Here is a 19,888-nt window from a genome sequence, read left to right on the forward strand (position 1 = left end):
GGGGAGGATCTAGCAGCGCCGCACCAAGAAGATGCTCCCCCTCTGGGGGAGCTGTCGCGGAGCGACTGAGGGGGCCAGCGCCGCTTCTCCAGACCCTCCTCCCGAAGGGGGGGAGGTGGCCGCGAAGCGGTCGGAGGGGGAAGCAACTGCTGATTCAGAAGGATTTTCCCCCTCCGTCGCCTTCGGCGACACCTCCCCCTTCAGGGAGAGGGTCTTTGCAGCAAACCCACTTTCTTCCCACCCCCTAGCGGCGGTCAAAACCACCCGCTAGGGTCCGCGCCTTCGAATGAACCGCTCGAAAAGAACAGCGACGATGAAACGCCTTCTCCTCGCCACGGCCCTGATCGCCGCGCCCATGCTGGCGCACGCGGCCGACGCCCCCAAGATCGATCCCGCCAAGCTGTCGCAGCACATCAAGGTGCTGTCCTCGGACGAGTTCGAGGGCCGGGGCCCCGCCACCGAGGGCGAGAAGAAGACCGTCGCCTACATCACCCAGCAGATGCAGGCGATCGGCCTGGAGCCGGCCGGCGACCTGCAGAAGGACGGCAAGCGCGCCTGGACCCAGGACGTGCCGCTGGGCAAGTTCGAGATCAAGGGCCCGGTCGCCGCCCACATCATGACGGCGTCGAACCATATCAACCTGGCCCAGGGCGAGCAGATCTCCATCCGCGCGGCCATGACCAACGTCGACAAGGTGTCGATCAAGGACGCGCCGCTGGTCTTCGCCGGCTACGGCGTCACCGCGCCCGAGCGCAACTGGGACGATTTCAAGGGCCTGGACGTCAAGGGCAAGATCGTCGTCGTGCTGATCAACGACCCGGACTTCGAGACGGGGAAGGGTGATTTCGGCGGCAAGGCCATGACCTATTACGGCCGCTGGACCTACAAGTACGAGGAGGCCGCCCGCCGCGGCGCCGCCGGCCTGCTGATCGTGCACGAGACCGCCCCGGCCTCCTACGGCTGGAACACGGTCAAGAACTCCAACACCAACACGATGTTCGACATCGTCCGCAAGGATCCGAGCAAGAGCCACCCGGCCCTGGAAGGCTGGATCCAGCGCGACCTGGCCGTCGCGCTCTTCAAGCAGGCCGGTCTCGACTTCGAGGCCTTGAAGCAGCAGGCCCAGACCCGCGACTTCAAGCCGGTGGACCTGAAGGCGACCTTCTCGGCCGACTACGCCGTCGACCACCAGGTCATCGTGTCGAAGAACATCGCCGGCCGGGTGAAGGGCACGAAGTTCCCCGACGAGAGCATCATCTACAGCGGTCACTGGGACCACCTGGGCGTTGGCCTGCCCGACGCCAAGGGCGACAAGATCTACAACGGCGCCGTGGACAACGCCGACGGCATCGCCGCCTTGCTGGAACTGGGCCGCGCCTTCAAGGCCGCCCCCGCGCCGCAGCGTTCGGTGCTGTTCCTGGCCGTGACGGCGGAAGAAAAGGGCCTGCTGGGCTCGGAATACTACGCGGCCAACCCGCTGTTCCCGCTGGCCAAGACCGTCGCCGACCTCAACATCGACGCCCTGTCGGCCGCGGGGCCCGCCAAGGACGTCACCACCTCGGGCGACGGCAAGGTCGATCTGCAGGACATGCTGGTGGCCAAGGCCAAGGAAGAGGGCCGCTACTTCACGCCCGACCCGTCGCCGCAGGCCGGCCACTTCTACCGCTCGGACCACTTCCCCTTCGCCAAGCGCGGCGTGCCCGCCATCTCGGTCGGCTCGGGCAACGACCTCGTGAAGGGCGGCAAGGAAGCCGGCGAGAAGGCCGAGGAAGACTACACCACCAACCGCTACCACCAGCCGGCCGACGAATGGTCGGCGGACTGGGACCTGTCGGGCCAGGCGCTGGACATCGGCCTGTTCTACAAGGTCGGCGCGGATCTGGCGAACTCCCGGACTTGGCCCGAGTGGCAGGCGGGGTCCGAGTTCAAGGACCTGCGCGACAAGACCAAGGCTGAACGGAAGTAGTCATCTGACACCGCGCTCCCCCTAGCCGTCATCCCGGCCGGAGCGCAGCGTAGAGCCGGGACCCAGGGGCCGTGCGCACCGCCCCTGGGTCCCGGATAGCGCCTGCGGCGCTTCCGGGATGACGATCCATTTTGTGATTTCCCTACAATGACCGCCTCCGTCTTCGATCTCTTCAAGCTGGGCGTCGGCCCTTCCAGCAGCCACACCATGGGGCCGATGACGGCGGGGGTGATGTTCGTCGAGCGGCTGCGCGCCGCCGGCAAACTGCCCTCCACGGCCCGGGTCGAGACCCGGCTCTACGCCTCGCTGGCCCTGACCGGCAAAGGCCACGCCACCGACCGCGCCGTGATTCTGGGCCTGATGGGCTTTTCCCCCGCCGACCTCGATCCGGACGCCGGCGAGGCGGCGCTGGCGCAGACCAAGGCCAACCAGTGGATGCTGCTCGGCGGCGAGGTCGGCATCGGCTTCGACGAGGCCCGCGACATCGTCTTCGCCGGCCACGAGCGCCTGCCCCAGCACCCCAACGCCCTGACCTTCACCGCCTTCGACGCCGAAGGCGGCGTGCTGGCCGAGCGCACCTATTTCTCGATCGGCGGCGGCTTCGTGCGCGACGAGAGCGAGATGGGCCGCAACGCCCCGCCCGAAGAAGGCCCGGCCATCCCGTTCCCGTTCGAGAGCTCGGCCGACCTGCTGGAGCGCGCCGACCAGGCCGGCCTGACCATCGCCCAGGTGATGGCCGCCAACGAGCTGGCCCGGATGAGCGAGGGCGAGATGAACGCCGGCCTCGACCGCATCTTCGGGGCCATGGAGGCCTGCATCGACCGGGGCATGCGCGAGGACGGGATCCTGCCCGGCGGCCTGTCGGTCAAGCGCCGCGCCCGCCAGATCCACCAGACCATCCTTGGCCGAATGGAGCGCCAGATGAGCGATCCGCTGGCGGCCATGGACTTCGTCAACCTGTGGGCCATGGCGGTCAACGAGGAGAACGCCGCCGGCGGCCGCGTCGTCACCGCCCCCACCAACGGCGCGGCCGGTCTGGTCCCAGCCGTGCTGCGGTTCTTCATGCGCTTCCACAAGGGTACGCCGGAGCAGGCGCGGGTGTTCCTGCTGACGGCGGCGGCGATCGGCGCGCTCTACAAGAGGAACGCCTCGATCTCGGGGGCCGAGGTCGGCTGCCAGGGCGAGGTGGGGGTGGCCTGCTCGATGGCGGCCGGCGGCCTCTGCGCCGCGCTGGGCGGGACCAACGCCCAGATCGAGAACGCCGCCGAGATCGGCATGGAGCACAACCTCGGCCTCACCTGCGATCCCATCGGCGGCCTCGTCCAGATCCCCTGCATCGAACGCAACGCCATGGGCGCCATCAAGGCCATCGACGCCGCGCGCCTGGCCCTGCTCGGCGACGGCCAGCACAGCGTGTCGCTGGACAAGGTCATCGCCACGATGAAGCGCACGGGCGAGGACATGAACGAGATCTACAAGGAGACGTCGCTGGGCGGCCTGGCGGTGGGCCTGTCGGTGAACCGGGTGGAGTGTTGAATTAACTCCTCCCCCGTGAAGCGGGGGAGGGGGACCACGAAGTGGTGGAGGGGGCGAGACTGGGCTCCGTGCCGGCGGTCGCCCCCTCCGTCACGCTGCGTATCCGCAGCGCGCCACCTCCCCCGCTAAAGCGAGGGAGGAGCTACTCTCACCGATTCCTCGCAGCGGAGGGTCTCCGCTTTCTCCCCTTCCCACCTGATCACCGTTCTCTAAAATGAGCGTTTGAACGAGGCCCGCCCCCACACCAGGTTAGAGCGGCCCGGCAGGAGGATCCCCATGCGCGACTACCTGAAGTTCTACATCGACGGCCAATGGACCCCGGCGAAGTCCGACAAGACGGTGGACGTCATCAACCCCGCCACCGAGGCCGTCGCCGGCCGGGTGACCCTGGGGTCGGTCGAGGACGTGGACCTGGCCGTCCGCGCCGCCCGCAAGGCCTTCGCGACCTTCTCCCAGACCAGCCGCGAAGAGCGCATCGACCTGCTCGAGCGGATCATCTCCGAGTACCAGAAGCGCTTCGAGGACATGGCCAAGGCCATCACCGAGGAGATGGGCGCCCCCGCCTGGCTGGCCCAGCGCGCCCAGGCGGCGATGGGGATCGCCCACGTCCAGACGGCGCTGCAGGTGCTGAAGGACTACAAGTTCGAGGAAGACCGCGGCACGACGCGTCTGGTCAAGGAGCCGATCGGCGTCTGCGCCTTCATCACCCCGTGGAACTGGCCGGTGAACCAGATCGCCTGCAAGGTCGCGCCCGCCCTGGCCGTCGGCTGCACCATGGTGCTGAAGCCTTCGGAAATCGCGCCGTTCTCGGCCTGGGTGTGGACCGAGATCCTCGAGGCCGCCGGCGTGCCGGCCGGGGTGTTCAACCTGGTCAACGGCGACGGCCCCACCGTCGGCGCTGCGCTGTCGAGCCATCCTGAAGTCGACATGGTGTCGTTCACCGGCTCGACCCGCGCCGGCATCGAGGTGGCCCGAAACGCCGCCCCCACCGTCAAGCGCGTGCACCAGGAACTGGGCGGCAAGAGCCCCAACATCATCCTCGACGACGCCGACTTCCAGCGCGCCATCGGCGGCGGCGTGGCCTCGGTGATGATGAACTCGGGCCAGTCGTGCAACGCCCCGACCCGCATGCTCGTGCCCGCCAAGCGCATGGACGAGGTGATCGCCATCGCCAAGGCCGCCGCCGAGGCCCACACGGTCGGCGACCCGAGCGGCAATTCCAAGCTCGGCCCGGTGGTCTCGGAAGTGCAGTGGACCAAGATCCAGGGCCTGATCCAGAAGGGCGTCGACGAGGGCGCGACCCTGGTGTCCGGCGGCCCCGGCAAGCCCGAGGGGCTGGAGACCGGCTACTACGTCAAGCCGACCGTCTTCGCCAACGTCACCCCCGACATGACCATCGCCAAGGAAGAGATCTTCGGCCCGGTGCTGGCCATCCTCGGCTACGACAGCGTCGACCAGGCGGTCGAGATCGGCAACGACACCGAATACGGCCTGGCGGCCTACGTCTCGGGCGGCGATCCGGGCGAGGTGCGTAAAGTCGCCGCCAAGCTCCGCGCCGGCCAGGTCAACCTCAATGGCGCCAGCCCCGACCTGATGGCCCCGTTCGGCGGCTACAAGATGAGCGGCAACGGCCGCGAATGGGGCGACCACGCCTTCGGCGAGTTCCTCGAGACCAAGGCCATCCTGGGCTACGCGCCCAAGCCGGCGGCTGAATAGTCCTTCTCCCCTCCAACCAACCCTTCTCCCATAGGGAGAAGGAGGGGCCCAAGCCGCAGGCTTGGGAGGATGAGGGGTTACGAGGCCAGCCGGCGTGCCGGCACGACGTGGACAACCGGGTGAGGGCGTAACCCCTCACCCTCCCACCGCTGCGCGGCGGGCCCCTCCCTCTCCCTATGGGAGAGGTTTTCCGAAACGGATCACCACTTCACGCTCGCCCGCGTCAGCACCAGCGTCTTGTCCGACAGCCCCCAGGCCATCAGCCCCTCGGGCTTGGCCCCCGGCGAGGGCGTGGCCCTCGGCCAGCCTTCGCGGACTTCCAAGGCGGCGGCCTCGACGCGGCCGGAGCCGTTCAGGCGGCTGAAGCTGAGGGTCACGCCGCTGGGGTCGGGGGCGTGGTAGGTCAGGCTGGTCCATTCGCCGGCCTTGGTGGTCAGGGGCACGGGGCGGCCGTTGAGGCGGGCGCCGGCCAGCATGCCGTCGGGCCTGATCCGCACCGTGACGTATTCGGCGCCCGGACCGGGGATCACCCGCACCAGCAGCCGCTCGCCGGCCTGTTCGAGCACGAGTTGCGGCGGATCCAGCGGCACGGGCCGGGCGTCGGCCAGCCAGGCCTTGGACTTGAAGAACGGAACCAGCTCCTGCTGCACGGGCGTGCCGCCCTGGGCGGTCAGGGCGCCGCGCGACCAGGCGTCCAGCCGCGGCAGGGTCGAGATCCGGTAGGCGCGGCCGGTCGACAGGTCCGAAAGGTGCGCGGCCTCGGTCAGCTCCGGCCGGGCGGCGCTGGCCCCGGCCAGCACGGCGTAGGCGACAAGCGCCGCGCCCAGGCCGGCGACCAGGGTGGCGGGGATGGCCGCCAGCTTCAGGGCCGAGAAGTCGTGGGCCAGCGGGATCAGGGCCGGCAGGGCCAAGAGGCCGAACGCCGCCAGGATCGCCGGCAGCTCGACGCCGAGGCCGGCGAAGGTCCAGCCGCCCCAGGCGCCGACCTGGGCGACAACGGCCACGGCCGCCAGGGCCACGAAGAAGGTCAGGGCCAGGGCCACGCGCTTGTTGCGCGTGCCGCCCTTGGCCAGCACCAGCACCGCCGCCAGGGCCGCGACCAGCAGCGGCCAGGTGGTCATCACCGAGCCGCCGGGCAGCAGCACCATGGTCGCCACGGCGATGGCCAGCAGGCCGAACAGAGCCCCGATCCAGGCCCCCAGCACGCCCACCGGCTTGCCCAGCGACGCCCAGACCAGCACGGCGGCGGCGACGCCCAGACCCAGGCCGATCGGATCGAGCGCCGGCGGGCCGCCGATCAGGCAGGTCAGGCCGCCGGCGGCCAGGGCCAGCAGGCTGGGCCAAATCCGCGCCGCGCCCTTGGCCTGGCCGATCACCACGGCGAGCGCCGTGCCGACCAGCAGCGCCGTGCCGCCCAGCAGCAGCGGGTTGAACCGGCCCAGGAGGGCGTAGTGTCCCTGCAGATCCACGACGCCCAGCAGCTTGCCCGCCAGGTGCAGCACCAGGCCGCCCGAGACGCCCACCAGCAGGAAGCCGCACAGGCCCTTCAGCAGCTCGACGACGCTGGCGCCCTTGATCATCAGGCCGCGCACCAGGGCGTAGAGCACCAGCGCGCCGGCCAGGGCCAGCAGGCCCCAGGCGACCTCGACCGGATAGCTGACCATCACCAGGCCGAAGAGGTCCGAATAGACCGCGTTGGGCGCCTTGGCCGGCAGGTCGGCGGCCGTGGCCAGGGCGCGCACCGTCGGCAGCACCTGGTCGCCCAGGTGCTGCAGGCTGCCCTGGTCGAGGTGGTCGGCGCGGGCCAGGGGCGTGTGATAGGCCAGTTGGTCGTCGATGAAGGCGAAGTTCAGCCCCGGAAGGCCGGCCTTCACCGCGTGGGTGAAGTCGGTGTCGTTGGGCATCTTCTCGTAGACCGCCGCGGCCAGGGAGTTGGCGGCCGGGCGGATGGCCTCGCGGGCGAAGAGGTGCATCAGGGCGCCGTTGCCGGGGCCGGTCTGGAACATCGCCGCGCGGCCGGAATCGCCGCGCGCCTCCATGTTGATCACCAGGCCCACCCGCTCGCGCAGCGGGTCGCGGGCGAAGAAGGCGTCGGCGCCCAGCAGGCCCTGCTCCTCGCCGTCGGTGAACAGGAAGATCACGTCGCGGGCGGGCTTGGGCCCGGCCTTCAGGGCCCTGGCCACCTCGAGGGCGGCGGCCACGCCGGCCGCGTCGTCGGCGGCGCCGGGCGAGTTGGCCACCGAGTCGTAGTGGCTCATCACCAGCACGGCGGGCTTGGTGCGATCGGCCCCCGGCAGCACGCCGATGACGTTCTGCACCGCGCCTGCCGAGAGGAACCGGCCCTGGCTGCGCGCCGGGGCGTAGCCCTCGTCGGCGCGCACGGCCAGTTCCAGCCCCAGCGACGAGATCCGGCTCATCAGATGCTCGCGCACCCGCACGATGTCGGTCGAGCCGGTGGGATGGGGGCGCAGGGCGATGGTGCGCACGTCGGCCATGGCGCGCGTGGCCGAAAAGACGTCAGGCGGGGCGGTCGCGGGCAGGGGCGGCGGGGCCCGCTGCGCCAGGGCCGCCAGCGCCAGGCCCAGCAGCAGGCAGATCCAGAAGCCCAGGAGTCTGATCGCTTTCATGCGGCTCGCCCTCGCGCATCCCCTCGCCTGCATCGAGGGTGCGGGTGTTCGCGCGCGGGGGAAACGGGAAAGGCGGCGTGCGGAGCTAAAATGGACGCGGGCGACACTCGGGTTTTCCCTAGCATGCCGGCGGGCGGCTTCGCGCTATGGCTGGGGTTCCTTCACGCGCGGCCGAGGTCTTCGATGAGCATCGCCACCCTCCTGTCGACCCTGGCCCTGCTGGCCGCGCCGTCCGGGGCGACCGAGCCGCTGGCCGTCACCGGAACCGACCAGATCGCCACCCTGCCCTGCGACGGGCGGGCGGTGACGGTCACCGGCGTCGACAACGCCATCACCCTGACCGGCGTGTGCAAGAGCGTGACGATCTCGGGCAGCGGCAACACGGTGACCGCGGCCATCGCGCCCGGCGGCTCGCTATCGGTCAGCGGCACGGACCAGAAGGTGCGCTGGCGCTCCACCGGCGAGGTCCGCCGCAACGTGACCGGCGTCGACAACCAGGTGACCAAGGTCGGACCGTAGGCGAGCAGTCCGGCCCGTCGAAGGACGAGGTTCTCGCCGCCCCGCCCATCGCCCCGCTCCTCCGTCGGAAGACGAAGGAGCGCAGGCGCGCCGGCGGTCGGCAGGGGCGGGGGCGAGTCGAAGGGCGGACGGGCGAGGCGAGCGGCGTCGTAGCCAGAGCTAACCGTCTACGACCGTAAGACAGTAGTCAGTGAATACCCTGACGTTATGGGCGTACTGCGTGGCTGCGGCGCCGGACCCGTTATAGGCCTTCACAGCCGCCCACAGGTCGCCGCCGAGCCGGGCGAGATTGTCGTCGAGTTCGCCCACGCAACGCGAGAGGCAGGCCCCGAAGTCATGCCACTGGCGGTTCTCAAAGAAGGCGCGATCGCGGAGGATCTTCTGCAGATCGAACTGGAAGATGCCGTAGCCCTTGTAGACCCAGGGCTTGTCGCCCCAGCCCTGCATGCGCCGGGTGAGGTTCGCCTCCTCGATCAGCATGTCGGTGAAGACGTCACCGTAGCGAGCGCGGAAGGCGGCGGTGTTCGTCGGGAAGGCCTTCCGGCTGGTGCCCGGATAGTCGCCGCTGGCGTCGAACACGCAGCGCGCCAGGATTGTCGCTGGCGTTTCGTCGTCCTTCCACTTGAGCCACTTGTAGGCCGTCTCCTGGCAGACGATGGCGCAGAGGAGTTCCACGCCATAGGGCTTGCCCTGCACCGCGCCTGCGAGCTGGTCTCCAAAATTGGTGATCAGCCAGCGCGTGGCGTCCTGCGCCGCGCTTTTGGAGATCGGTAGCACGGCGGGCAGCGCCGGGACCTGAAGCGACAGCGCCGAGAAATCGGCAGGCGCGATCTGCTGCATGGGTTCGTCTTCGATCACGATCGATGCGTTCGGGATCGCGGTCATGGTCTTGTGGCTGAACGAACTCGGCGAGAAGTCGCGCAGGCTGTCGAGCAGCGCGATCACTCGAGCGCGCGAGTCCCAGAAGTTCATCAGTTCCGAGGGCTGCAGCGCATTGGTCGGGTTGAGACACCCGACGCTGGCCAGGAACAGACCGTCCGGCGGATGGCCGGGATGGATCAGGATGCCGGTGCGCTTGTTGGTCGCCGCCAGGAGAATGCCGGGCATCGGATCTACGCCCGGCGTCGTGGTGTTCTGCGAATAGTCGATCGATCTGTAGCGCCCGAACTGAGTCCAGAGCGGATAAGTGTCCGCTTTGACCCGCCGACCGTTGTTGGCCTTGCTGTTGTCGCCTGGACCGATGGCCTCGCACATGAAGCCCGAAAGGTGGTCGAGCTTCCGCCCGTCCACATAGACCTGATATTTCCCGTAGGTCCGCGTCTTCTTGGCGCCCACGTGCAGTCCCAGGCGCTGGACATGGAGCTCCCAGCCTTGTTCGGTGATAGACATCGTTCTTGTCCCCCCTCACGTTTTTAGCGTGTCCTGCAAATAATCAACCATGAGGTGATTTTTGCGCCAAAGGGAATTTTCGCCGACGGGGCCGCCTGTCGCGACACGCCTGACTCTTGGGCGAAAGGTCGCGCCGCTCCCGAAGGGGAAGACGAGAGCGGCGCGACAGCTAGCCTGATGCTGGAGGGGAGCGTCAGGCCAGATAGGTCGCCTTCAGCTTGGCGACGCCGGCGTCGGTCAGGCCGAAGCGGGCCTTGGCCAGGGCGGTGGGGCCGCCGAACCTGGCGTCGATCTGGGCCAGGGCGCGGCGCATGACGTCCGGGTCCGAGCCCATGATGATGTCCAGCACCTCGGGCGGCATGGCCGCGAAGGCCCGCATCTGCTCGGGCGTCATGCCGCCGGTCGCGCCGGCGCCGGCCTTGGCCATCTGCGCCTTGTACATCGACGGCGGGGTGTAGACCTGGGTCAGGGCGTAGTCGGCCAGCACCGTCTCGCGCGGCACGCCCAGGATCGACAGGATCAGGGCCGCGGCCGTGCCGGTGCGGTCCTTGCCGGCCGAGCAGTTGAAGGCCAGCGGCGCCTCGCCGGCCACGAGCCGGGCGAACATGTCGGTGAAGTGCGGCTGCAGGGTGTCGAGGAAGGCGACATACGCTGCGGCGAAGGCGTCGACGGCCTGGTCGCGGGTCTTCAGGCCCGCCAGCATGCTCATCGAGGCGTTCATGTCGTAGTCGAACGCCACCAGCTTGACCTTGCCCGACTTCAGGAAGGCGCTGGGCTCGGCGGCGCGTTCCTGCGGGTTGCGCAGGTCGCAGATCACCGAGACGCCCAGGGCGCCCAGATAGTCGAGGTCGCCGTCGGTCAGGCTGCTGGTCACGCCCGAGCGATAGAGCTTGCCCCACTTCACCTGGCGGCCGTCGGCTGTGTACCAGCCGCCGAGGTCGCGGAAGTTGCGGCCGCCCTGCAGCGGCAGCAGGCGCTCGGCCACGCGGGTGGCGCGGCCGTCGGCGGCGGCGACCAGGAAGTAGGGCCGCGGCGAGACCGGGGCCTCGACCTGCGCCGAACCGCCGGCGACGGCGGTCTTGACCGGGCGCATGGCGGCGCGCTTGGCGTCCGGATCACTGGAGGCGAACACCGAGGCGGCGGCCGCGCCGGTCCAGGCCAGGCGCACCGCCGCCGGGTCGGCCCGTTCGGCCGTGGCCTCCAGGCGCGGCGCGGCGGCGGCGAGGGCGGCGGGGGAGGCGGCGAGCATCGCGCCGCCGCCCAGCGTCGCGGCCATGAAGCCGCGACGGTCGATCTGTTGGTTTTTCATGATCTTAGAACTTCACGTTGGCTTCGATGCCGAAGGTGCGCGGCTCGTTGTAGATGGCGTAGGCGCCCAGCGCGGCGTTGGTGTTGCGCATGAAGGCGTGGGACTCGTCGAGCAGGTTGCGCGACCACACCGACAGCTGCAGGTCGGGCTGGTTGTCGCCCATGCTGATGTCGGCCAGGGTCAGGCGGCCGTTGACGATGAACGACTTGTCGCTGAGCGTCGGGTCGGTGGTCGAGGTGTACTGGCCGTCCGACCAGTTGCCGTCGAGGTGGGCCTTCAGCGTCGCGCCCAGGAACGGACGCTGGTAGTCGGCCGCCACGCTGCCGGCGTTCTTGGGGCTGTACAGCGGATAGATGGTCGACATCGCGCCGGTGAAGGGGTTGTAGGCCTTCGACAGGGTGATGTCGGTGTAAGCGTAGCCGCCCGAGAGCGTCAGGCCCTCGGCCACCTTCAGGGCGAAGTCGAGCTCCACGCCCTTGGTCTTGCCGGTGGCGGCGTTGGTGGTTTCCAGCGTGCCGCGGTTGTTGTTCAGGATGGTGACGTTGAAGTCGACCTGGGCGTCCTTGATGTCGCCGGTATAGGCGGCGACGTTCACCCGGGCGCGGTTGTCCCAGAACTCGGTCTTGGCGCCGACCTCGTACATCTCGACCTTCTCGGGATTGAAGGTGCGGTAGGTCAGCGAGCGCGAGTTGGCGCCGCCGGCCTTGTAGCCCGTGCTCCAGCGGCCATAGACGTTGACGTCCGGCGTCACGTCGAAGGCGACGCTGATCAGCGGGTCGAAGTGGTTCCACTTGCCGTCGAACGGGATGATCCCGGTGACCGTCGCGCCGGCGCTGTTGACGTAGCTGGGCAGGGCGCCGTTGACGATGTCGAGCGTGCCGCTCTTCTTGTCGTTGGTGAAGCGGCCGCCGGCGGTGACGTGCAGGCGGTCGTCGAGCACGGCCGGCGTCCACACGGCCTGGCCGAAGGCGCCGTAGCTGGTGGTCTTGGCGTGGCTGGCCCGGTCCAGCGCGATCGTGTTGAAGTCCAGCGACAGGTAGCTGTAGGCCGTGCCGGTCGAATTCCACTGCAGGGAGTTCGGCGTCTGGGCGTTGTCGCGCACGTTCTCACGGAAATAGAAGGCGCCGAACACGTAGTCGACGCGGTCGGTCTTGCCGACCAGCTGCAGCTCCTCGCTGGCCTGGTCCTGCCAGAAGCGGGCGACGCTGTAGCGGGCGAAGGCGCCGTTCGGCGCGTAGACCGACAGCATCTCCGAGCCGTTGTCGAACTGGTTCTGCTGCAGCTTGCGGTACGAGCTGATCGACTTCAGTTCGAGATTCTCGCCCAGCTTCCAGGAGAGGTTCAGGCGGTGGCCCCAGGTGTCGCCGTCGCTGACCTGCAGCGGCACGCCGACATTGGCGCTCTCGGCGCGGTCGGGCTGGGTCTTCAGCAGCGGGGCCAGGCCGTAGAGGCCCTTCTTCTCCAGCTGCACGTAGTAGGGGGTCGAGCCGTCATACGAGACGTCGAAGGCGTAGTCGGCGCTGAAGTTGTCGTTCGGACGCCATAGGGCTTCGACACTGACGCCGCGCTTGTCGTAGCTGTTGAAGTCCGGCTGGCCCGAGGTGGTCGGGTTGGTGACGGTGCCGTCGCGCTTGCTGACCAGGGCGTCGATCTTGATGCTGACGTCGTGGATCTCGGGCAGGTCGATGTGGGTCTCGGCCTTGTAGGCGTTGTAGTTGCCGTAGCCGAGCGTGGTGTTCATGCCGAACTGGCCGCTCGGGGCCTTGGTGATGATGCTGACCGCGCCGCCTTCGGTGTTGCGGCCGAACAGGGTGCCTTGCGGACCCTTCAGCACCTCGATGCGCTCGACGTCGTACAGCGCCGAGCCCAGGCCCTGGGCGCGGCCCATATAGACGCCGTTGACATAGACGCCGACCGCCTGGTCGCGGGCCGGCTGGTTGGCGTCGCCCAGGGCGCCGATGCCGCGCATGCCGATGGTCAGGGCCGACTTGCGCGAGAAGAACGGGGCCACGCGCAACGAGGGGATCGAGCCGTCGCCCAGGTCCTCGACCGACTGGACGTTACGGGCCTTCAGGGCCTCGGCGTCCATGGCCGAGATCGCGATCGGGGTGTCCTGCAGATTGGTCTTGCGCTTCTGGGCGGTGACCACAACCTCGTCGAGGCTGATGGCGGCGGAGTCGCCGCCCGGGTCGGCGGCCGCAGGGGCGGCGGGTTCAGCGGCGGGTTCAGCGGCGGGTTCGGCGGCGTGGGCCTGGGCCGCGACGGCCAGGGCCGCGGCGCTCGCCAGCAGGGCGGCGCGCAAGGCGGCGCGGTCGGTTTTCTGTCGCATCTCTTTGATCCCCTGAAGCTCGACGTCTCGGCGTCGTCGGTGCGGGGCGAGTAGCCAGCCTCCGTGAACTTGGAACGAACGTTATGTATCGTATTCGTGAAGGTCGTCGTTCGGCGAGCCTAAGGCTTGCGCCGGCCGGGGCGGCTGGGGATCATGGGGCATGACCGTATCGCCGCCGTCCGCGACCTTGATGCTGCAACCTCAATCAACGCGAGACCTGGAAGAGGGCGGCGATCGCGCTTCGCGCCTCGCCCAGGCCGCCGCGCGGCTTGTGGCGCAAGAGGGAATCGCCGCCGCCACGGCCCGCGCCGTCGCCGCCGCGGCCGGCGTTTCGCCCAGCGCGATCAACTACAACCTGGGCGGAATGGAACAGTTGTTATCGTCGGCCTTCGCGCTCGGGGCGCAGGAGGCGGGCGACTGGCTGGCGGCGCGCGCGCGGGAGGTGGCCATGCTGCCGCCCGGACCCGACGGCGCGGCGCGGGCGCTCGAGCACGTGCTGATCGAATGGACGGGTCCGGCCCGGCCGCTGGCCCTGCTCTACCAGGAGGCCGTCGCCGAGGGGGCGGGGCTGGACTGGACGCGGGCCTGGGCCGGCTTCTGGCGCGACGCGGCCCAGGTCCTGGGCCTGCCGCCGATCGCCGGGCGGGGCCTGCACGCCTTCTTCGAGTCCGAGGCGCTGTATCACCTGTCGCCCTGGTCGCCGGCCCTGGAGCGGGCGGTGCTGCGCGACATGGTCGACCACTTCGCCGCCGTCTGGCTGGACGCCCCGGCCCGGCCCGAGGCCGGCGCCCTGCTGGCGGCCGAGCGCGCGGCCGGCGCGCGGCCCTACGGCTCGGTGGCACCGGCCGCCATGCGCATCGCCGCCGCCGCCGCCGAGGTGGTCGAGGAAAAGGGCCTCGCCGGCCTGACCCACCGCGCCGTCGCCGCCCGGGCGGGCGTCACCACCGGGGCGGTGACCCACCACTTCCGCACCGTCGAGGACCTGGTCGGCGGGGCCATCCGCGGCCAGGTGGCGGCCATGGAGGCCGAGGCCGTCGAGGCCGCCGAGGCCCCGCCGCACATCGACGAGGTGCTGACCCTGGAGCGCCTGCGCGAGGTGCTGGCCTTCCACGCCCGCGCCGAGCGTCCCGCCAGCCCGGTGCTGCGCCGCCGCCGGCTGTTCCTGGCCGCCCTGCGCCGCGCCGACCTGGCCGGGGCCGGGGCGGTGATCCGCTATTCCCACGGCGGCACCCTGCGCGACTCCCTGGGCCGGGTCACCGGACGGCCGGCCGAGGCGGTGGTGCTGGCCGCCGGCGTGGCTTCGCGCCTGCTGTCGGCGGTCTGGTTCGCCTGCCGGGCCGACGAGGATCCCGCCGCCGGGCGCGAGGCCCTGTCGGCCTGGGTGCTGGCGCGGCTGGGCTAGGGGCGGGCCGTTTCCCAACGAAAAAGGGCGGCCCCGAGAGGCCGCCCTTTCCCGTCTTGGCGTTCGGATCGACCGTGATCAGAACTTCGCCCGCAGGGTCACGCCGTAGGTGCGCGGCGCGCCGAGGAAGGCGTCGTAGGTGATGGTGTCGCGGCTGGCCGAATAGGTCGGCGCGGTGGCCGAGAGGCCCGACGAGCCTTGCAGCGGCCCGTTGAACACCACCTGGTAGTAGTCTTCGTCGAACAGGTTCTGGGCCCACAGCTCGGCGGTCCACTTGTCGTCCGCGTCGCCGATGCCGATGCGGGCGTTGACCACCGTGTAGGACGGCTGGTGCTTCATCGGGAACAGGTCCGAGCCGGTGTTGTAGTCCGACACGTACTTGGCGCCGATGTTGTACTTGGCCTTCAGGGCCGCGCCCACCGGGTGCGAGTAGCTGATCGAGGCCGAACCCGACCATTCCGGCGCGAACGACACCTGGCTGCCGGGCAGCAGCGACAGGGCGTTGTTCGGGTCGTTCGGGATCGCCTGGTCGCCGTACTCGGTCTTGGCGTAGGTCAGGCCGCTCTGGATGGTCAGGCCGCGCAGCGGGGTGAACCACAGGAAGTCGGCGTCGACGCCCTGCGAGACCACTTCTGGCACCGAGCGCACCGCGAACGAGGTGCCCAGGAAGGTGTTCAGCTGGAAGTCGGTGAACTTCTGGTAGAAGCCCGTGAAGTTCAGCAGCACCGAGCGGTTGAACAGGGTGTTCTTGACGCCGATTTCATAGCTGTCGACGAACTCGGCCGGGAACGAGGTGTCGTAGATCGGCACCACGCCGTTGCCGCCGCTCTGCAGGCCGTTCGACGACTGGGTGCGGTCGAGGTTGTAGCCGCCGCCCTTGTAGCCGCGGGCGGCCGAGACATAGGCGAACACCGACGGGTTGAAGCGGTAGGAGGCCTTGACCGTGCCGGTCCATTCGCGGTCGGTGCGGCTTTGCTGGGTGCCGCGGCCGTTGAAGGCCGGGTTGGCCCAGGGCAGGCACATGTTGCCGACGACGGTCGAGACCAGGGTGGTGCCGGTCGAGGTGGCGAACAGGGCCGCCGGCACGCCGCGGGCGACCAGCTGCTGGGCGACGCGGGTCTGGCCCGCGGTGGTCAGCAGGGCCGCGCAGCCCGGCGCCGAGCCGGTCTGGTAGGTGTCGAGGTCCTTGCTTTCCGAGGTGTAGCGCAGGCCCAGGGTGATATCGAAGGCGTCGGTGACCTTCAGGGTGTTGTTGGTGAACAGCGCCACGGTCTTGGAGCGCTGGTTGTAGGTGTCGTGCAGGCCGGTGCCGGTCGGGAACGAGCTGCCGTAGGTCAGGGCCGTCACCTGCGAGGCGAACAGCGCGCCGTTGGCCTGGTTGACGGTGATGCCCGCGGGAGCCAGCGAACCGGCGATGCCCGACAGGATGATCGTCGACATGTAGGCTTCGTAGTCGGCCCCGAAGCGGAAGTTGGCTTCGTTGTCGAGGCGCTCGTCGGCCAGGAAGGCGCCGACCAGCCAGTTCAGGCGCTCGGTGTTCCCCGCCAGGCGCAGTTCCTGGGTGTAGGTGGTGAACTCGGCGTAGTTGGTGCCGTCCTTGGCGCGATAGGTGATGTCGGCGGCGGTGAAGTCGCTGTCCTGGCCGGTGTCGGTGCGCCAGTTACGGATGGCGCTGATCGAGGTCAGGGTGCCGATCGGCAGGTCGATGTCGGCCTGCAGCGAGACGCCCTTGTCCTCGACTTCCTGCGGCGAGCCGCGGTTGGAGTAGGCCACGCGCTTGAACGGGTCGGCCGGGTTGCTCACGCCGACGCCGCCGGTCGAGAGGGCGTTGACCACGGCGTAGGTCGGGCCGGTGCGGGTCTGCACGGCGCCGCAGCAGTTCTCGTCGCGCTTGGTGTAGTCGGCGATGAACTTGAAGGTGGCGTTGTCGTCCGGCACGAACAGCAGCTGGCCGCGCACGGTGTAGAAGTTCTGGTCGGCGTCTTCCTTCTCGGTGCTGGGGCCTTCGCCCGTCACCACCGTGTTGAAGCCGTCGCGCTTGCGGGCGGCGGCGTACAGGCGCCCGGCCCACTTGTCGCTGCCGAACAGCGGCCCGGTGACCGAGGCGGCCAGGCCCTTGGCGTCGTAGTTGCCGACCGTGGCCTCGACATTGGCCCCGAAGCCGAACTCCGGCTCCTTGGTGATGATGTTGATGACGCCGGCCGAGGTGTTCTTGCCGAACAGGGTGCCTTGCGGGCCCTTCAGCACCTCGATGCGCTCCATTTCGCCCAGGTCGCCGAACGACACGCCGTTGCGCGGGCGGTAGACGCCGTCGATCACCACGCCGACCGAGCTTTCCAGGCCGGGGTTGTCGCCGACCGTGCCGACGCCGCGGATGCGGGCGGTGGTCGAGGCTTCCGACGTGGTCGAGGTCACGGTCAGGCCCGGGGTCAGGATCGTCAGGTCCTTGATGTCCTTGACGCCGGTGTCCTGCAGCAGCTTGGCGCCGACCGCGGTGACCACCACCGGGGTGTCCTGCAGGTTCTGCTCGCGCTTCTGGGCGGTGACGATGATGCTGTCGACGGTGAGGGTTTCGGGCTCCTGGGCGGCCGTCGCGGCCGCGTCCTGAGCATGGGCGACGCCGATCGCGGCGACGCCCGCGAGCACGACGGCGGAGGCCGTGCCGCGAAGCACCTGGGTAAAGCGCATTTCCTACCTCGGTTCGTTATGACGAGAGCGCTTGCACCGCCCCCGCCGGCTTTTTTGATTGGCCTGCACCCGAACGATTGTTCGAATGGACAGCCAATGGTTATGGGCGGTCCGGATGCTCGGCAAGCGAAATCCTTGCTGGAAAACGGATCGGGGCCTGCTGTTGCGAAACTGCGACAGCGTTATGTGAGCATCCGCGCTTTCTTAAAACCGTGCGGGCGGCCCGGACTTCTTGCGCGGGGGCGGCGCCGGGCGCATCTGGCGCTCATGCCGGTCTCCGAACGCTACCGCCCCGATCCCCGATTCGCCGGCCTCGTCGCGGCGGCGAGCGAGTTCGCCGATCCCGTCGCCCCGGCCGACTTTCCGCAGACGATCCTGCGCTTCCGCAACGACCGCGCGGCCGCCACGGTCGGCCTCGAGGGCCTGACCGACGCCGAGTGGATCGCCCGCTTCGCAAGGTTCCAGGCCTTGCCGGGCAATCAGCCCCAGCCCCTGGCCATGCGCTATCACGGCCACCAGTTCCGCTCGTACAATCCCGAGCTCGGCGACGGCCGCGGCTTCCTGTTCGCGCAGCTGCGAGAGTCCGGTTCGGACCGCCTGCTCGACCTGGCCACCAAGGGCTCGGGCCAGACGCCCTGGTCGCGCCACGGCGACGGCCGGCTGACGCTGAAGGGCGGGATGCGCGAGATCCTGGCCGCCGGCCTGCTGGAGGCCCTGGGCGTTCCCACCTCGCGAGCCTTCTCGCTGGTCGAGACCGGCGAGGCCCTGACCCGCGGCGACGAGCCCAGCCCCACCCGCTCGGCGGTGCTGACCCGCCTCTCGCACAGCCACATCCGCTTCGGGACCTTCCAGCGCCTGGCCTATTTCGAGCGCCCCGACCTGATCACGGCCATGGTCGACCACGTGGTCGAGACCTATTTCCCGCACCTGATCGACGCCCCCGACCGGCCGACGGCGATGTTCCAGGAGGTGGTGGCCCGCACCGCCGGCCTCGTCGCCCGCTGGATGGCCGCCGGCTTCGTGCACGGCGTGCTCAACACCGACAACATGGTCGTCACCGGCGAGAGCTTCGACTACGGCCCCTGGCGCTTCCTGCCAGGCAACGATCCCAACTTCACGGCCGCCTATTTCGACCATTCGGGCCTCTACAGCTTCGGCCGCCAGCCCGAGGCGGGGTTCTGGAACCTGCAGCAGCTGGCCGCCTGCCTGGTGCTGATCTCGCCCGACCAGTCAGGCCTGATCGCCGCTCTCAACGGCTTTTCGGCGGCCTATCGCGACGCCCTGCGCGAGGCCGTGATCGCCCGCCTGGCCGTCAGGAGCCGGGGCGAGGAGGTCGACGTCGAGCTGGTCAACGCCGCCTTCAAGGCCTTGGCCGAAGGGACCAAGCTGTCCGGCGGCGAGGCCCTGCGCTGGGAGCCGTTCTTCTTCGACTGGTTCGGCGGCGAGGCCTCGCAAGCCCGGGCGCTGGAGGGGCCGCGCGGCGCGCTCTACCAGGATCCGGTCTTCGCCGAGTTCCGCTCGCGTCTGGCCGGTTTCGAGCCGGATCGTCCGGAGCGCCTGGAAAACCCCGTGTTCGGACGAACCGAGCCGCAGGAACTGCTGATCGACGAGGTCGAGGCCCTGTGGGCCCCGATCGCCGACGCCGACGACTGGACGCCGCTGAACGACAAACTCGCGCTTATCGAGACCACGAGGCTGGCCTACAACCTCGACCAGTGACATAAGTTTGAGGCATTTATGCCGCATGCTGAGTTTTCCGGCGCGCCGGCCGGAACAAACGTCACGCTAGCGGTTTAAGCGACCTGGACGGCGGTCTATCAACCCCGCGGCCGACCCCCTTCCGGTGGGACAAGGCGGGCTCAGAGGTGGAGAAAAACGCATGCGCATCTTCCAACCGATCCTGCTGGTCTGCGCCGTGGCCCTGTCGTTCATCGGCGCCCTCGGCATCCCCGGCTGCGCCCGCGCCATCGGCGAAGCGCTCTCCGACGGCCCGGAGCTGGCCTGAACGTCCTTCTCCCCTTACGGGAGAAGGTGTCATCCGCAGGATGACGGATGAGGGGTCTCTCAAACAGGAGACGCCTCGCCCAGCCTGTCCGCCGTCGCGGCGGCGCGTTCTGAGAAACCCCTCACCCGACCCCGCTCCGCGGGGCCACCCTCTCCCGCAAGGGGAGAGGGACATATCTGCCACACCGCTTGCAACTTCCACTTGCGCTGCTCGCCCGCCCCCTGGCGCGGCTTCGCGTAACCCTGTAATCGCCCGCCTCCCGATGAGGATCTCGAAGACCATGGCGCGCAAAGCCCCAGTCATGACCGTCAGCTACCAACTCGACCGACTGGTCGAGGGTAATGGCGCGCGCGTGTCGGAGGGGAAGACGGCCTAGGTCCAAGCGGACTGTCGGCGTTACGG

General features: G+C 69.4%; 12 protein-coding genes. 7 read left to right on the forward strand and 5 right to left on the reverse strand.

The features are described 5' to 3' along the window. Positions 1-313: 313 nt before the first annotated feature. From AC07N1_RS21700 to AC07N1_RS21710, 3 genes are all read left to right on the forward strand, one after another. A complete protein-coding gene (locus AC07N1_RS21700) occupies positions 314-1,966 on the forward strand; it encodes a M28 family metallopeptidase (protein ID WP_494673677.1) in 1,653 nt (550 codons plus the stop codon). A gap of 147 nt (positions 1,967-2,113) precedes the next feature. Beyond that, the gene (locus AC07N1_RS21705) at positions 2,114-3,502 is read left to right on the forward strand and encodes an L-serine ammonia-lyase (protein WP_494673678.1); all 1,389 of its coding nucleotides are present in this window, start codon (positions 2,114-2,116) and stop codon (positions 3,500-3,502) included. A gap of 276 nt (positions 3,503-3,778) precedes the next feature. Beyond that, complete coding sequence (locus tag AC07N1_RS21710) at positions 3,779-5,218, forward strand: aldehyde dehydrogenase family protein (protein WP_494673679.1); 1,440 nt, start codon at positions 3,779-3,781, stop codon at positions 5,216-5,218. Between the two features lie 200 nt (positions 5,219-5,418). Here AC07N1_RS21710 and AC07N1_RS21715 read toward each other — a convergent pair whose 3' ends face one another. Beyond that, positions 5,419-7,845 carry a M20/M25/M40 family metallo-hydrolase gene (locus AC07N1_RS21715; RefSeq protein WP_494673680.1) on the reverse strand — a complete coding sequence of 809 codons (2,427 nt, stop codon included), beginning with the start codon at positions 7,843-7,845 and terminating at the stop codon, positions 5,419-5,421. Positions 7,846-8,028: 183 nt separating this feature from the next. On the opposite strand from AC07N1_RS21715, the gene AC07N1_RS21720 reads away from it, so the two are divergent. Further along, positions 8,029-8,364 (forward strand): DUF3060 domain-containing protein, encoded by a 336-nt coding sequence (locus AC07N1_RS21720; protein WP_494673681.1) that lies wholly within the window; start codon positions 8,029-8,031, stop codon positions 8,362-8,364. Positions 8,365-8,523: 159 nt separating this feature from the next. Here AC07N1_RS21720 and AC07N1_RS21725 read toward each other — a convergent pair whose 3' ends face one another. From AC07N1_RS21725 to AC07N1_RS21735, 3 genes are all read right to left on the reverse strand, one after another. Continuing rightward, positions 8,524-9,753 (reverse strand): hypothetical protein, encoded by a 1,230-nt coding sequence (locus AC07N1_RS21725; protein ID WP_494673682.1) that lies wholly within the window; start codon positions 9,751-9,753, stop codon positions 8,524-8,526. Positions 9,754-9,946: 193 nt separating this feature from the next. Further along, positions 9,947-11,062: a tyrosine-protein phosphatase gene (locus tag AC07N1_RS21730; RefSeq protein ID WP_494673683.1), complete on the reverse strand. Its 1,116-nt coding sequence runs from the start codon at positions 11,060-11,062 to the stop codon at positions 9,947-9,949. 4 nt (positions 11,063-11,066) lie between these two features. Next, entirely contained in the window at positions 11,067-13,391 is a 2,325-nt protein-coding gene (locus AC07N1_RS21735) for a TonB-dependent receptor (RefSeq protein ID WP_494673684.1), read from the reverse strand. Positions 13,392-13,551: 160 nt separating this feature from the next. Here AC07N1_RS21735 and AC07N1_RS21740 point away from each other — a divergent pair, with 160 nt between their 5' ends. Beyond that, positions 13,552-14,793, forward strand: a complete 1,242-nt coding sequence (locus tag AC07N1_RS21740; protein WP_494673685.1) for a TetR family transcriptional regulator — start codon at positions 13,552-13,554, stop codon at positions 14,791-14,793. A gap of 78 nt (positions 14,794-14,871) precedes the next feature. On the opposite strand, the gene AC07N1_RS21745 is transcribed toward AC07N1_RS21740, so the two are convergent. Beyond that, positions 14,872-17,481 (reverse strand): TonB-dependent receptor, encoded by a 2,610-nt coding sequence (locus AC07N1_RS21745; protein ID WP_494673686.1) that lies wholly within the window; start codon positions 17,479-17,481, stop codon positions 14,872-14,874. 267 nt (positions 17,482-17,748) lie between these two features. Here AC07N1_RS21745 and AC07N1_RS21750 point away from each other — a divergent pair, with 267 nt between their 5' ends. Together AC07N1_RS21750 and AC07N1_RS21755 are read left to right on the forward strand one after the other, a co-directional pair. Then, positions 17,749-19,200 (forward strand): protein adenylyltransferase SelO, encoded by a 1,452-nt coding sequence (locus AC07N1_RS21750; RefSeq protein ID WP_494673687.1) that lies wholly within the window; start codon positions 17,749-17,751, stop codon positions 19,198-19,200. A gap of 160 nt (positions 19,201-19,360) precedes the next feature. Then, positions 19,361-19,486 carry a hypothetical protein gene (locus AC07N1_RS21755; RefSeq protein WP_110120497.1) on the forward strand — a complete coding sequence of 42 codons (126 nt, stop codon included), beginning with the start codon at positions 19,361-19,363 and terminating at the stop codon, positions 19,484-19,486. Positions 19,487-19,888: the final 402 nt, after the last annotated feature.

The organism is Caulobacter sp. GW821-FHT09B11, from assembly GCF_059418205.1.

Coding starts and splice junctions, on each gene's coding strand:
- AC07N1_RS21700 (WP_494673677.1), top strand. CDS start 314: ATGAAACGCCTTCTCCTCGCCACGGCCCTGATCGCCGCGCCCATGCTG.
- AC07N1_RS21705 (WP_494673678.1), top strand. CDS start 2,114: ATGACCGCCTCCGTCTTCGATCTCTTCAAGCTGGGCGTCGGCCCTTCC.
- AC07N1_RS21710 (WP_494673679.1), top strand. CDS start 3,779: ATGCGCGACTACCTGAAGTTCTACATCGACGGCCAATGGACCCCGGCG.
- AC07N1_RS21715 (WP_494673680.1), bottom strand. CDS start 7,845: ATGAAAGCGATCAGACTCCTGGGCTTCTGGATCTGCCTGCTGCTGGGC.
- AC07N1_RS21720 (WP_494673681.1), top strand. CDS start 8,029: ATGAGCATCGCCACCCTCCTGTCGACCCTGGCCCTGCTGGCCGCGCCG.
- AC07N1_RS21725 (WP_494673682.1), bottom strand. CDS start 9,753: ATGTCTATCACCGAACAAGGCTGGGAGCTCCATGTCCAGCGCCTGGGA.
- AC07N1_RS21730 (WP_494673683.1), bottom strand. CDS start 11,062: ATGAAAAACCAACAGATCGACCGTCGCGGCTTCATGGCCGCGACGCTG.
- AC07N1_RS21735 (WP_494673684.1), bottom strand. CDS start 13,391: ATGCGACAGAAAACCGACCGCGCCGCCTTGCGCGCCGCCCTGCTGGCG.
- AC07N1_RS21740 (WP_494673685.1), top strand. CDS start 13,552: ATGACCGTATCGCCGCCGTCCGCGACCTTGATGCTGCAACCTCAATCA.
- AC07N1_RS21745 (WP_494673686.1), bottom strand. CDS start 17,481: ATGCGCTTTACCCAGGTGCTTCGCGGCACGGCCTCCGCCGTCGTGCTC.
- AC07N1_RS21750 (WP_494673687.1), top strand. CDS start 17,749: ATGCCGGTCTCCGAACGCTACCGCCCCGATCCCCGATTCGCCGGCCTC.
- AC07N1_RS21755 (WP_110120497.1), top strand. CDS start 19,361: ATGCGCATCTTCCAACCGATCCTGCTGGTCTGCGCCGTGGCCCTGTCG.